Raw genomic sequence first — 13,125 nt, 5'->3', positions numbered from 1 at the left:
TGCGTTCGCGGTCCACCCTGTCGCCGGTCACAACCCGCTCGGATCGGCTGCGGCCGGCATGAGTGAGGCGCCGCGCCACTGGCTGCTGTACCTGTGCACCGCGACCGCGCTGCTGCACGCCGCGTTCCAGTCGGTGCGCGTACTCGTCTCCTACCGGGTGCTCGCCCTCGGCGGCGACGCCGTCGTCATCGGTGTGATGACCGCGCTGTACGCGCTGGTGCCGCTGCTCGCGGCCGTGCGATTCGGGCGGGCCGTCGACCGCGGGCACGCCACCGCGATCCTGCGCGGCGGGGTGGTCGTGTCCACGGCCGGGGCGGCGCTCATCGCGTTCGGCGCCAACCTGCCGATCCTCGCGGTCGGCAACATCGTGCTGGGTCTCGGGCAACTGCTCGTCACCGTGTCCGGGCAGGCGTTCGTGTCGATCCTGTCGCCGCCGGGCGGCCTCGACCGCGGCTTCGCCGGGATCACCCTCGGCGTGTCGATCGGGCAGGCCGTCGGTGTGCCCGTCGCCGGACTCATCGCCGCCACCCACAGCGACGGCGGCACCGTCGAAACCACCGGCGCGCTGATCGTCATGACGGTGGTGACGGCGCTCGCGTTCCCGCTCGTCGTCGGCATCCGTGAACCAGCCGGGACCGGTCGCGGTGACGACGGACCACCACCGCAGTCGGTGCTGTCGATGCTGGGCACCCGCGGCATGAAACCGGCCATGTTGTCGTCGCTGGTGGTGCTCGCGTCCGTCGACATCGTCGTCGCGTACCTGCCGTTGCTCGGTGAACACTTCGGGTTCGGGGTGCTGCTGGTGTCGTTGCTGCTCACGGCGCGCACGGTCGCGTCGATCGTGTCGCGGGCGCTGCTGCCGTGGGCATTGCGCCGGATCCCGCGGCGGTGGCTGCTGCTGTCGGCGACCGCGGGCACCGTCGTGCCGGTCGCGCTGATCCCGCTGATCCCGAACCCCTGGGTGATCGCGCTGCTGCTCGCCGTGTGCGGCACGTTCTGGGGTGTCGGGCAGCCGCTGACGATGACGTGGGTGGTGGAACTGGTGTCGGTTTCCGACCGGGCATCCGCGCTCGCGGTGCGCCTCACCGGCAACCGGCTCGGCCAGGTGTCGGTGCCGCTGGTCGCGGGTGCGGTCGCGGGCGCAGCCGGTGTCGCGTCGGTGTTCTGGGTGACGGCGGCGCTGCTGACGGCGGCGGCGGTCACCACGGCCCGCGCACTCCGCCCCTGACCCGTGCGCACTTTTGGTAGTTGGAGCCACCAGAAAGGCGCACGGGTCAGGGGCGGCGCATCCGCACGTAGTCGCTCACGACCGCCGCACCCAGACCGTCGAGGTCGGGTGCCACGACCCGCCCGCCGACACGGTGCGCCATCCGGTCCACCACCCGCGCCAGACCCGGATCGTCGCCGAGCCGGAAGATCGTCACCTGCGCACCGAGCCGTGCCAGATGGTCGAGTTCGCGGACCGTCAACCCCAGGGTGCGGGCGCTCGGCGGGTAATCGAACGCCGCGAACCCGTCCGCTTCCAGATGCGCGGTCGGTTCACCGTCGGTGACGACCAACACCACCGGTTGGGCGTTCGGGTGCCGACGCAGATGACGGCCGGCGAGCAGCAGCGCGTGATGCAGGTTGGTGCCCTGCTCGTACACCCCGTCCAGACCGGCGAGTTCACTCGCCGTGACGACCCGCGCGTGCCGGCCGAACGCGATCAGCTGCAGCGCATCGCCGCGGAAGCGGGTGGACACCAGATGGTTCAATGCCAGCGCCGTGCGCTTCATCGGCACCCAGCGACCGTCCATCACCATCGAGAACGACGTGTCGACGAGCAACGCGACCGCCGCCTGCGCCCGCTGCTCCGTCTCCACCACCTCCACGTCCGACACCGCCATCCGCACCGGCACACCCGGATCCCGCAGCGTCGCGTTCGTCAGAGTGCGCACCACATCCCACGGTTCGGTGTCGCCGAACTCCCACGGACGTGACGCACCGGTCGGCTCCCCCATCGCCCCGGCGCGCCGCGTCTCCCGCTGCCCCGACCGCGAAGAGATCCGGTTCATCACGTCCCGCAGCGCCGTCTGCCCGAGTTGACGCATCGCTTTCGGCGACAACCGCCACTGCCCGTCGGCGCCCCGATCGAAGAACCCCTGCCGCTGCAGCTCCCGTTCCAGAGCGGCGAGGGTCCGCGCATCGGCGACCGCCTCCGGCCCGAGATGCTTCTCCAGTGCGTCGAGATCGATGTCGTCGAGGGCGGCCCCCGCGTACTGCTGCGACAGTTGCTCGGCGAGCCGGTCGAGTTCCGCGATCTCCTGCAGCGCCGACGTGGCCTCACCGAGCCCCGTGCCGTTCTCGCCGCGGAACCGTTCGGAACCCGCCCAGTCCTCCCCCGGACGCGCCGACCGCAGATGCCCGTCCAGCCGGTCCAGCTGCTGCATCAGCGACGGCGACCCGAACGCCTGCTGCGCCAGCGCATCCAGCTCGTCACGCTGCTCCTGGCTCAGCGAGTTGCGCAGTCGCTGCGCGGCCGCCGCCCGCTGCGCGAGGGAATCGAGCAGTTCCTCGACGGTGCGCGGGTTCTCCGGGAAGAAATCCCCGTGGTCGTCCATGAACCGCTCGAAATCGGCGGCGGTGTCGTCACCGCGCGCATGCTTGTCGAGCAGATCGTTCAGGTCCGACAACATGTCGGAGATGCGTTGCCGGTCCTCGTCGGTCGCCCCTTCGAGCGCCTGTTTCATGCCCGCGAAACGTTGGTCGAGCATCTCCCGCCCCAACAGATCGCGGATCTTCTCGTAGTCGGCGCGCGCCTGCGGGCTGCGCCAGTCGTAGTCGGCGAGTTCCTGCACGGCCTGCGCCGTGGACGCGGGCAGTTCCTCGATGCGCATCTCCGAGAAGCGGGCGTCGTCGTCGAGTGCACGGGCCAGCGCCTTGCGTTCCTCGAGCACCGCCCGGTCGAGGAGTTCGCGCACCTCCCGCAGCGTGCCGTCGAGATCGGTGCGGTCCAACAGTTCCCGCTTGCGCCGGTTCGCCCGCGCCGCCAACCTGTCCAGACCGCGCATCCCGTCGTGCCCGCGACGCAGCAGTTCGCGTAGCGCGCGTTGCGGGGAGGTGCCGGCGAGGACGTCGTCGCCGATCGCGGCGAGCGCGTCCCGCAGGTCCACCGGCGGCGCCAGCGGATCACCCCCGGTGTACGGCCCGTACCGCGCGGCGCGGCTCATGACGAATACACCGCCGCGCCCGTCGAATCGGTGTCCTTCGAGATCCGCCGCGCCAGATACAGTCCCTCGAGCGCCAGTTCGATCGCCGACGCCCGCGTCCCCGCGTCGTCCGCACCGAGCCGCTCGGCGACCGCGTCGAGCACCGGCAGTTCGGGCAGCTCGTCGAGAAGTCCCTTCGCCGTGATGCGTTCACCGGTGACCACCGGATCGCCGTGTTCGACGGCGGCGACGAGCGGCGCCAGGTCGACACCCGCGAGCCGCGACCGTGCGGTCTCCGCCGTCGCGCGACGCAGCAGATGATCGAGGATCTCGAATTCACGCCCCTCCTCACCGGACTCGAACTCGACCTTGCCTCGCAGCACCTCGACGACGGTCCCCAGATCGACGGGCCGCGCGACCGGGTCGTCCTCCCCGAGCACCGCGCCGCGGTGCAGGGCCGCGGCCGCGACGGTCTCGGCCCCGGCCACCGCGAACCGCGCCGACACCCCCGACCGCTGATCCACCGACGTGGACTCGCGCAGCAGCCGCGTGAACCGGGCCAGGATCTCGAGCAGATGCGCCGGCACCCGCGCCTGCAGTTCGGCTTCCTGCTCGACGACCGCGATCTCGGCGTCCAACTCGAGCGGGTAGTGGGTGCGGATCTCCGCGCCGAAACGGTCCTTGAGCGGGGTGATGATCCGTCCGCGGTTGGTGTAGTCCTCCGGGTTCGCGCTCGCGACCAGCAGCACGTCCAGCGGCAACCGCAGCGTGTAGCCGCGCACCTGGATGTCGCGTTCCTCCATCACGTTGAGCAGCGACACCTGGATGCGTTCGGCGAGATCGGGCAGTTCGTTGACGGCGACGATGCCGCGGTGCGCGCGCGGCACCAGACCGAAGTGGATGGTCTCGGGGTCGCCGAGGCTGCGTCCCTCGGCGACCTTCACCGGGTCGACGTCACCGACCAGATCGGCGACGGACGTGTCGGGGGTGGCGAGCTTCTCCGCGTACCGCTCGGACCGGTGCCGCCACTGCACGGGCAGATCGTCGCCGAGTTCGGCGGCGCGCCGAATGGATGCGGGGGTGATCGGTTCGTACGGATGCTCGGCGAGTTCGGATCCGGCGATCACCGGTGTCCACTCGTCGAGCAGCAGCGGCAGGGTGCGCAGCAGCCGGGTCTTGCCCTGGCCGCGTTCGCCGAGCAGCACCACGTCGTGGCCCGCGAGCAGAGCACGCTCGAACTGCGGGACGACCGTCTCGTCGAACCCGACGATGCCCGGCCACGGATCGGTGCCCTCACGCAGCGCGGTGAGCAGGTTCCGGCGGAGCTCGTCCTTGACGGACCGGTGCACGTGGCCGGACGCGCGCAGCTCGCCGACGGTGGACGGCCTGGATGTGGGAGACGTCACCTCACCCAAGGTACGACCGCCGGGACGATTCGGCATCTCCTCGTTCCGCCGTCGCACACCTGCACTTCCGGCACGGACACGTGGATCCTGGGTCGCGCTGGTCCTGCCGCTGCTCGTGCCGTTCCGGTGGCTGGGATCCGACGTCGGATCCAACGTCGGATCGGAGGTCGGATCCGAAGGGATACGGCGGTTGCGGGGATCACGGCGGGCAGGTACCGCCTGATGAACCGGGTCGACTGTGAAATCTGATAGACAATGGGGCATGTCGGACACCGAGATCACCTTTTCCAGCGGCGATGTGAGCCTGCACGGCAGCCTCCGCGTCCCCGTCTCGATCAAAGGCCCGGTGCCCGCCGTGCTGCTGCTCGCCGGGAGCGGTCCCACCGACCGCAACGGCGACAGCGCCCTCCTCCCCGGCCCGATCGGCACGCTACGTCACCTCGCCGACGTCCTCGAGGACAACGGTTTCGCGAGCCTGCGCTACGACAAGCTCGGTAGCGGCGTCACCGGGCTCGGTCCCTACGACGTCGAGGACGTCGCCGGCCTCGGGTTCTCCACGTTCATCGACGCCGCCACCGAAGCCGTCACCGTCCTCGCGGGTCAGCGGGGTGTCGATGCCGAACGCGTGTACGTCGTCGGGCACAGTGAAGGCGCCCTGATCGCGTTGGCGCTCGCGCAGAACGACGAGCGCATCAAGGGATTGGCCCTGCTCGAACCCCTCGCGGTGCGACTCCTCGATCTGCTCACCGCCCAGATCGACGCGCAACTCGACGCGGTGGTCGCCGCGAAACAACTGCCCGTGCAGATCGCCGACGAACTGCGTCTCGCGCTCACCGGGGCCGTCGAATCACTGCGCGCCGACGGCACCCTCCCCGGTGATCTGCCCGAACCCCTCCGCAACGCCGGCCTCGTCCCCGCCAACGCCAAGGCGCTCGCGGAGGAGGACGACCTCGACCCGCGGATGCTCGCCGCGCAGATCCGCGGCGGTATGCCCGTGCTCACCAGCGTGTCCGCGAAGGACATCCAGGTGCGGATCGAGGACGTCGACGCGCTCGATTCCGCGCTCGTGCACACAGCCCTGACCTCCCTGCGCATGTCGCGCACCAACCACGTCCTCAAGGACGTCGGCGACCAGCAGTCCACCGGCGCCGACTACGTCGCGGACCTGCCGTATTCCGACGAGTTCACCGACGGATTCGTCGCCTGGTTGAAGTCCCTGTGAGCGCGCCCGGCGGGTCGTGTCGCGGCCCGCCGGGGAATACGAAATGTCAGATTCGCGTCGTTGGTGTATGGTTTTCCGTTAACCCGCAGGTGCACACGAGAAAGGTACGGTCCGATGCATCGTCACATGCACGACAAGCCCTGTTCCGTACCGTTCGCGTACTTCCACTTCCACGCGGCCCTGTGGCATCCCCGAGACTAGAGTCGACCGACTCCACCTCTCGGGCACCCGGGCACAACGCCCCGGGTGCCTTTTCTTTTACCCCCGCTCCACACACCGACAGGAGACACCACATGAAACTACGACTCGGATCCACCGGCACACTGCCGAAGGAACTCCCGCACGATCTGACCGGGCACGCCATCACGATCGACCTGAGCCACGTCGACGCGGAGAAGGGTGCGGCCGCCGCCGTGCTGATCCGCGAACTGCTCGATCGCGGAGCCGCGAAACTCGTCATCGCCGACGACCGGCGCGTCCCCGCCGATCACATCTCCGTGCAGCACAGCGCCCACCCGTACGCCGCCTGAATCGGGCGACGTCCGGGCGGGCGCAAACCGCTCGACGACTCGGCGTCAGTGCGCGAAGTGGCGGGCCCCCGTCAGATACAGGGTGACACCGGCCTCGCGTGCCGCCTCGATCACCTCGTTGTCACGCACCGAACCACCCGGCTGCACGACCGCCTTGACCCCCGCCTCGGTGAGCACCTGCAGACCGTCCGCGAACGGGAAGAACGCGTCGGACGCGGCCACCGAACCGGCCACCCGGTCGCCGGCGCGCGCCACCGCGAGCCGCGACGAATCGACGCGATTGACCTGACCCATGCCCACGCCGACGGTCGCGCCACCGGACACCAGCAGGATCGCGTTGGACTTGACGGCACGCACCGTGCGCCACGCGAACTCGAGGTCGCGGAGGGTCGCCGCGTCGGCCGGCTCACCGCACGCGAGCTGCCAGTTCGCCGGTGAATCGCCGTCGGCGTCGAGCGCGTCACGTTCCTGCAGCAACAGCCCACCGGAGATCTGCTTCATCTCGATCTGCGCGGCCTCCGGCGAATCCGCGCGCAGGATGCGGATGTTCTTCTTGCGGGAGAGCACCTCGACGGCGCCGTCCGCGTACGCCGGGGCGATGATCACCTCGGTGAAGATGTCCGCGACCTGCTCGGCCATCTTGACGCTGACCTCACGGTTCGACGCGATCACACCACCGAACGCGGAGACCGGGTCGCACTCGTGTGCCAGCCGGTGCGCGTCCGCGATGTCGTCGGCGATCGCGATGCCGCACGGGTTGGCGTGCTTGATGATCGCGACGCACGGCTCCGCGTGGTCGTGTGCGGCCCGCCAGGCCGCGTCGGCGTCCTGGTAGTTGTTGTACGACATCTCCTTGCCGTGGAACTGCTCGGCCTGCGCCAGCCCCGGCTCGCCGTCCTCGCTGACGTACAGCGCGGCGGCCTGGTGCGGGTTCTCGCCGTACCGGAGGACGTTCGCGCGGGTCCACGTCGCTCCGGTCCACGCCGGGAACTGCGTGTCCTCGGTCTCGGGAACGGCGTAGCCACTGTTCATCCAGCTCGCGACCGCGACGTCGTAGGCGGCGGTGTGCTGGAACGCCTGAGCGGCGAGGGCCTTGCGCTCGGGCAGCGTGAACCCGCCGGCCCGCACCGATTCGATGACCGTGCCGTAGCGAGCGGGGTCGACGACCACCGCGACGGACGGGTGGTTCTTCGCGGCGGCACGCACCATCGACGGACCGCCGATGTCGATCTGCTCGACGCACTCGTCCGGGGTCGCACCCGACGCGACGGTCTGCGTGAACGGGTACAGGTTCACGACGACCAGTTCGAACGCCTCGATGCCGAGTTCCTCGAGTTGGTCGAGGTGATCCTGCTTGCGGGTGTCGGCGAGGATGCCGGCGTGCACGCGCGGATGCAGCGTCTTCACGCGGCCCTCGAGGCATTCGGGGAACCCGGTGAGCTCCTCGACCTTCGTCACCGGCACACCCGCACCGGCGATCGTCGCGGCCGTCGAACCGGTCGACACCAGTTCGACACCCGCCTCGTGGAGTCCGGTCGCCAGCTCCACCAGGCCACTCTTGTCGTACACGCTGACCAGTGCGCGGCGCACAGCCCTACGTTCGGTCACTGGGGATCACGGCCTTTCGTCCATCGGAAACAACTCCACGGGTGGCGACGGCCGCGACAACCTCGGCCAGCAGACGTCGCTCCACAACTTTGATGCGCTCGTGCAGGGTCGCCTCGTCGTCACCGTCCCGGACGGTCACGGCCTCCTGCGCGAGCACCGGCCCGGTGTCGACGCCCCCGTCGACCAGATGCACCGTCGACCCGGTGACCCTCACCCCGTACGCGAGCGCATCGGCGACGGCGTGCGCACCCGGGAACGACGGCAGCAACGCGGGGTGGGTGTTGATGATCCGGCCGCCGAAGCGGTCGAGGAACTCCGAACCCAGGATCTTCATGAAACCCGCACTGACCACCAGATCGGGTTCGTGTGCGGCGACGGCATCGGTGAGTGCCCGATCCCACTCCGCTCGATCGGTGTGGTCGCGCAGCGACACCCGGAACCGGGGGATCCCCGCGTCGTCGGCGTGTTGTTCGGCCGCACAGTTGCGGTCGACGCCGACCGCGACGACCCGGGCGGGATAGCCGTCCGCGCGGGTCGCGTCGATCAGCGACCGCAGCAGGCTTCCCGTGCCGGAGGCCAGTACGACGAGCCGCGCCGGTGCAGTCGGCGGCAGGTGGTCACGCGAGGCAGTCAGCGCTCTACTCCTGAGAACTCGTGGGGGCGGGCCGGACGACCGGCCATCCGAATCCTAGTCGCCGCGTCTCGTGCCCTTGCCCTCGACCTCCTCGTCGGCATCCGCACCCGCATCATCGTCGGAGTCGTCGTCGGCGACGTCCGCACGTGCCGGTGGGGTTGCCCGGTCGGTACCGGCGTCACGGTCCTCGTCCTCGACCTCGACGATCTCCGCGTCGATCACCTCTGTCTCGATCGCGTCGTCGTCGGGGTCGGGGTCGGCGTCGTCGGGGTCGGGGTCGTCGTCGGGGTCGCCGTCGTCGGGGTCGGCGGGGTCGGCGGGGTCGGCGGGGTCGGCGTCGTCCCCGTGTTCGTCCGACGCTCCGGGCCCGAGTGCCTTCTGCTCGTCGGGATCGGTGTGGTCGTCGGGATCAGCGACATCATCCGGGTCCGCGCCGTCGTCCGGATCGTCCACGGCGTCGGCCGCGGTCGCAGCCCGCGCGGCCGCAGCACCGAGACGTCCCTCCCGCCACATGAGCAGTTGCGCAGTGATCAGCCCGAGCAGTCCCGTCCACGCGAACATCAGGATCCCGGCGAGCCACCAGTTGGCGCCGACCGTCCCGAACCGGCCGAGGGACCCGCTCGCGACCCACGTCAGCACGGCGGTACCGACGCCCACCTGCGCGGCAGCGGCGAGCACGGTCAGCGCCGTGTCGGTGCGGGCGACCGGGACCCCGTCGGCGAGCGCCTGCAACGTGCGATGCGCGGCGAATCGTCCCAGCAGCGCGCCGACGGTCGCGGGCACCGCCAACGCCACCACCCAGGACGCACCGGCCGGCCCCTCCGGGATCGCCCCGAGCACGGGCAACGCCGGAACGTCACCTCCGGTCGCCTCGAACAGGCTCAGCGTCATGTCACCGAACTGCACGGCACTGCCGGCGAGGATCGCGGACGCGGCGACGACGACGTTCGGCAGGTACAGGATCGACATGACCGTCAGTCCGAGCAGACCGGACACGTCGTCGCCACGCGCGAGGAGATCACCGACGGTTCCCCAGGACAGCGCGAGTCCGACCGCGGTGAGCAGAGCGCCCATCGCGAGCATGCCCAGCAGGGCCCGCACCGCCGGTCGCACCGAGATCACCGCCCATTCCGGCACGCCGTGGCGGAGGCACAGCCCCCGCCACGAACGCAGACCGATGCCGATCAGCGCGGACAGCAGATACACGCCCGTCACCCACGCGAGCGCGGCCGCCTCGTTCGGCGGTGACACCGGCAGGACACCGGACGCGTCCTGCACCACCACCAGCGCGATCACGGTGATCGTCAGGGGACCCACGATCGTCGCCGCGGCGAGACGCGCGGCATCGACGAGCGACAGGTCGCGTTCGGTGTGTTCGACGAGCGAATCCGTGGCGTGCGCGCACACGCGCACCGAACGCCACACCACGATCGCGGTGGGTAGCAACGGGAGCGCCCCGAGGGTCGCGTCGTCGATCGTCAACGGAACCTGATGCAACGCCAGCCACGTCCCGGCGATGGCCGCGTAGATCCCCGTCAGGTCGCTGTCGGCGGTCACCATGGTCAGCGTCACGAACGTCGCCACGAACGCGACGACCACGGCGGGCACGCGGGTCGCGGCGCCGAGGAGGATCCGGAAGCGTTCCGGATCGAGCTGATCACCTGCGGGTGGTGGGTGCCGAACTGACCGGCCGAGCGTCGAAGTCATCGCGTCGATGGTGGCACCGCACCGATGCCGACCGCGTCAGGCGCGCCGATCAACGCGGATCGTCCGGCGCACGGAACACCTGGGTCGCCGTGTCGTCGGGGTTCTCCCCACTCGCCGGTCCGGCGGGCGCGTCCGGTTCGTCGGCGCCCGGGGCACCGGGCCCGGACTGTGCGGTCGCGCTCCGCTGCTCCGGCTCCGCCTGCGACCCCACCTGCGACTCCGCCCCGGCCTGCGCTTCGGCGTACGGCTGGGTGTAGGGGCTGTGCGGTTCCGGTGGCACCGGAGACTGCGGCTGAGGGTGCTGCTGCGAGGTGTACGCCGTGGCGTACCCGCCGGAGGGTTGGGCGGGGTACGCCGGGTACTGGGTGCCCGGGTACGGCTGCTGCGCCGGATTCGGGAACTGTGTGCCCTCCTCGGGTTGCTGTGCGGCACCGTACCGGCCTGGTCCCGTCGGCTGCGCCCCGGCGGCGAACTGCTGCGTCGGCGCACCGTACCCGCCCTGGTACTGCTGCTGGGTCGGGTACTGCGGCTGGACCGGATACTGCTGGCCCGGGTACTGCTGGCCCGGGTACTGCGGCTGGCCCGGGTACTGCGGCTGGGCCGGCCCCTGGGGCACCCCCGATCCGTCGGGTGCGTCGAACGCCCGCCCCGGCGCGAGCACCCCGATACCGAACAGCAGGGCCATCACCGCGGCCACGGTCTGCACGAAGCCCAGGATGAGGATGAGCACACCACCCCACGCGATGCTGGTCTCGTCCGGCAGGTGGAACAGCTGGAACACCGACATGACGAAGCCGACACCGGATGCCGCCACCGCAGTGGCCCGCAGGTCCTGCCCCGGCAGCAGCGACAGTGCCGCACAGCCACCGCCGAACAGCAGGAATCCCAGCGCCACGGTCGCGAACCCGTAGTCGAACGACGACAGCCACACGTGCGAACGCAGTTCGATGGTCACGTACGGTGCGAGACCCAGCAGGGTGTTGACGACGCCGAGCACGGCGACCACCAGAGGCAGCAGCAGCGGCACCATCCTGGTCGGGGCCGGCCGGCCGGTCGGCGCAATGCCGGTCGGTGAAGTCATGTGCGCTCCTCCTCGTGCGGTCGATCGCTGTGCACCAGCCTAGGCACCCGACGGGAGCGGCGGGCGATCGCTGGGAGAATGGGGCGATGCCCCGCACCCTCGCTCCCGGCCCGGATGTCCTCGTCGAAACCGAAGTCAAGCATTCGCGGTTCCTCGCCGCGGTGCGCCGCGTCGGATCCTCGGAGGAGGCCGCCGCGTTCGTCGACGAGCGGCGACAGCTGCATCCGGATGCGCGGCACCACTGCTGGGCGTTCGCGGTGGGAGCCGATCCCGCGTCGCGGGCGGAACGGTCGAGCGACGACGGTGAGCCCGGCGGGACGGCGGGGGTGCCGATGCTGCAGGTGCTGCACCACCGCGATCTCGTCGACGTCGCGGTCGTGGTGACGCGCTGGTTCGGCGGCATCAAGCTGGGCGCGGGCGGGCTGGTGCGCGCCTATTCGGGTGCCGTTGCGGTCGCGTTGGATTCCGCGACCCTCGTGGAGCGGCGCAGGCAGGAGAAGTACACGTTCACCGTCGGTCATGCCGAGGCGGGCCGGGTGGAGGCGGAGTTGCGGTCGCGGGGTGTCGCGGTGCTCGACGTCGCGTACACGGCTCTGGTGACGATCACGGTGGCGGCACGTGACCGGGACGAACTGGAGGGGATGGTGGCGTCGCTGACCTCGGGCGCAGCCGAGCTCGAGCCGGCCGGGTCGGAGTGGGTGGACGCCTGAGACCCCTGCTACGACCTGAGCGAATGTATCGCTCGATCGATTGAATCGATCGAGCGATACATTCGCTCGATGCTCGCGGAGCGAGATGCTCGCGCAGCGGATTGCGCGGTGCTCAGCGGAGCGACGAAGCCGGGATCAGAGCGACTTCAGGATCTCGCGGGCGAGAGCAGCGGTCTCGGACGGCGTCTTGCCGACCTTGACGCCCGCGGCCTCGAGCGCATCCTTCTTGGCCTGCGCGGTGCCCGAGGAACCGGAGACGATGGCGCCGGCGTGGCCCATGGTCTTGCCCTCCGGCGCGGTGAAGCCGGCGACGTAGCCGACGACCGGCTTGGTCACGTTCGCCTTGATGTAGTCGGCGGCACGCTCCTCGGCGTCGCCACCGATCTCGCCGATCATGACGATGACCTTGGTCTCCGGGTCCTTCTCGAACGCCTCGATGGCGTCGATGTGGGTGGTGCCGATGACCGGGTCGCCGCCGATGCCGATGGCGGTCGAGAAGCCGAACTCGCGCAGCTCGAACATCATCTGGTAGGTCAGGGTGCCGGACTTCGACACGAGGCCGACCGGGCCCTTGCCCGCGATGTTCGCCGGGGTGATGCCGACGAGCGCCTCACCGGGGGTGATGATGCCGGGGCAGTTGGGGCCGATGATCCGGGTCTTGCTGCCCTTCTCGACGTTGTAGGCCCACGCGTACGCGGAGTCCTGCACCGGGATGCCCTCGGTGATGACCACGAGCAGCGGGATCTCCGCGTCGATGGCCTCGACGATGGCGTCCTTCGAGAAGGCCGGGGGAACGAACGCGATCGAGACGTCCGCGCCGGTTTCCTTCATGGCCTCCGCGACGGTGCCGAAGACGGGCAGTTCGACGGCGTTGCCGTCCTTGTCCGTGTGCGAGACCGTGGTGCCGGCCTTGCGGGCGTTGACACCGCCGACGACCTGCGTGCCGGCCTTGAGCATCAGCGCGGTGTGCTTGGTGCCCTCGCCACCGGTGATGCCCTGGACGATGACCTTGGAATCCTTGGTAAGGAAGATTGCCATT

The 13,125-nt window shown here is 70.2% G+C and carries 11 protein-coding genes; 4 read left to right on the top strand and 7 right to left on the bottom strand.

All coding sequences use genetic code 11. The features are described from left to right. The first annotated feature begins 58 nt into the window (after positions 1–58). Positions 59–1,228, top strand: a complete 1,170-nt coding sequence (locus tag LDQ05_RS08505; RefSeq protein ID WP_226436466.1) for an MFS transporter — start codon at positions 59–61, stop codon at positions 1,226–1,228. A gap of 46 nt (positions 1,229–1,274) precedes the next feature. On the opposite strand, the gene LDQ05_RS08500 is transcribed toward LDQ05_RS08505, so the two are convergent. Together LDQ05_RS08500 and LDQ05_RS08495 are read right to left on the bottom strand one after the other, a co-directional pair. Next, positions 1,275–3,209, bottom strand: coding sequence for a vWA domain-containing protein (locus LDQ05_RS08500; RefSeq protein ID WP_226436465.1), 1,935 nt, complete (start codon positions 3,207–3,209; stop codon positions 1,275–1,277). Beyond that, positions 3,206–4,594 carry a sigma 54-interacting transcriptional regulator gene (locus LDQ05_RS08495; RefSeq protein ID WP_226436464.1) on the bottom strand — a complete coding sequence of 463 codons (1,389 nt, stop codon included), beginning with the start codon at positions 4,592–4,594 and terminating at the stop codon, positions 3,206–3,208. The genes LDQ05_RS08500 and LDQ05_RS08495 overlap by 4 nt, the downstream gene beginning before the upstream one ends. 262 nt (positions 4,595–4,856) lie before the next feature. Between LDQ05_RS08495 and LDQ05_RS08490 the strand changes: the two genes are divergently transcribed. Both LDQ05_RS08490 and LDQ05_RS08485 read left to right on the top strand, forming a co-directional pair. Next, positions 4,857–5,816 carry an alpha/beta hydrolase gene (locus LDQ05_RS08490; protein ID WP_226436463.1) on the top strand — a complete coding sequence of 320 codons (960 nt, stop codon included), beginning with the start codon at positions 4,857–4,859 and terminating at the stop codon, positions 5,814–5,816. 293 nt (positions 5,817–6,109) lie between these two features. Then, complete coding sequence (locus LDQ05_RS08485; RefSeq protein WP_226436462.1) at positions 6,110–6,346, top strand: hypothetical protein; 237 nt, start codon at positions 6,110–6,112, stop codon at positions 6,344–6,346. Between the two features lie 45 nt (positions 6,347–6,391). On the opposite strand, the gene purH is transcribed toward LDQ05_RS08485, so the two are convergent. Genes purH through LDQ05_RS08465 form a run of 4 tightly spaced genes read right to left on the bottom strand, consistent with a single transcriptional unit; the run spans position 6,392 to position 11,376 of the window. Next, on the bottom strand, positions 6,392–7,954 hold the full coding sequence (purH, locus tag LDQ05_RS08480; protein ID WP_226436461.1) for a bifunctional phosphoribosylaminoimidazolecarboxamide formyltransferase/IMP cyclohydrolase: 1,563 nt from the start codon (positions 7,952–7,954) through the stop codon (positions 6,392–6,394). Beyond that, the gene (purN, locus tag LDQ05_RS08475; protein WP_226436497.1) at positions 7,941–8,588 is read right to left on the bottom strand and encodes a phosphoribosylglycinamide formyltransferase; all 648 of its coding nucleotides are present in this window, start codon (positions 8,586–8,588) and stop codon (positions 7,941–7,943) included. Before purN ends, purH begins: the two co-directional genes overlap by 14 nt. 54 nt (positions 8,589–8,642) lie before the next feature. Next, on the bottom strand, positions 8,643–10,295 hold the full coding sequence (locus LDQ05_RS08470; protein WP_226436460.1) for a cell division protein PerM: 1,653 nt from the start codon (positions 10,293–10,295) through the stop codon (positions 8,643–8,645). 49 nt (positions 10,296–10,344) lie between these two features. Further along, positions 10,345–11,376, bottom strand: a complete 1,032-nt coding sequence (locus tag LDQ05_RS08465; protein ID WP_226436459.1) for a DUF5336 domain-containing protein — start codon at positions 11,374–11,376, stop codon at positions 10,345–10,347. Positions 11,377–11,462: 86 nt separating this feature from the next. On the opposite strand from LDQ05_RS08465, the gene LDQ05_RS08460 reads away from it, so the two are divergent. Beyond that, complete coding sequence (locus LDQ05_RS08460) at positions 11,463–12,086, top strand: IMPACT family protein (RefSeq protein WP_226436458.1); 624 nt, start codon at positions 11,463–11,465, stop codon at positions 12,084–12,086. A gap of 135 nt (positions 12,087–12,221) precedes the next feature. Here LDQ05_RS08460 and sucD read toward each other — a convergent pair whose 3' ends face one another. Further along, on the bottom strand, positions 12,222–13,124 hold the full coding sequence (gene sucD / locus LDQ05_RS08455; RefSeq protein ID WP_226436457.1) for a succinate--CoA ligase subunit alpha: 903 nt from the start codon (positions 13,122–13,124) through the stop codon (positions 12,222–12,224). Position 13,125: the final 1 nt, after the last annotated feature.

The sequence above is a fragment of the Rhodococcus yananensis genome (assembly GCF_020515525.1).
In the GTDB taxonomy this organism is placed as follows: Bacteria; Actinomycetota; Actinomycetes; order Mycobacteriales; family Mycobacteriaceae; genus Rhodococcus; species Rhodococcus yananensis.
The sequence above is the reverse complement of the archived record's forward strand: the minus strand, read 5'-3'. Positions and strand labels throughout refer to the sequence as shown.

What these genes read in the sequence shown, in the direction of transcription:
- LDQ05_RS08500 (WP_226436465.1), bottom strand. Translation starts at nt 3,209, where the DNA reads ATGAGCCGCGCCGCGCGGTACGGGCCGTACACCGGGGGTGATCCGCTG.
- LDQ05_RS08485 (WP_226436462.1), top strand. Translation starts at nt 6,110, where the DNA reads ATGAAACTACGACTCGGATCCACCGGCACACTGCCGAAGGAACTCCCG.
- LDQ05_RS08460 (WP_226436458.1), top strand. Translation starts at nt 11,463, where the DNA reads ATGCCCCGCACCCTCGCTCCCGGCCCGGATGTCCTCGTCGAAACCGAA.
- LDQ05_RS08505 (WP_226436466.1), top strand. Translation starts at nt 59, where the DNA reads ATGAGTGAGGCGCCGCGCCACTGGCTGCTGTACCTGTGCACCGCGACC.
- LDQ05_RS08490 (WP_226436463.1), top strand. Translation starts at nt 4,857, where the DNA reads ATGTCGGACACCGAGATCACCTTTTCCAGCGGCGATGTGAGCCTGCAC.
- sucD (WP_226436457.1), bottom strand. Translation starts at nt 13,124, where the DNA reads ATGGCAATCTTCCTTACCAAGGATTCCAAGGTCATCGTCCAGGGCATC.
- LDQ05_RS08470 (WP_226436460.1), bottom strand. Translation starts at nt 10,295, where the DNA reads ATGACTTCGACGCTCGGCCGGTCAGTTCGGCACCCACCACCCGCAGGT.
- LDQ05_RS08465 (WP_226436459.1), bottom strand. Translation starts at nt 11,376, where the DNA reads ATGACTTCACCGACCGGCATTGCGCCGACCGGCCGGCCGGCCCCGACC.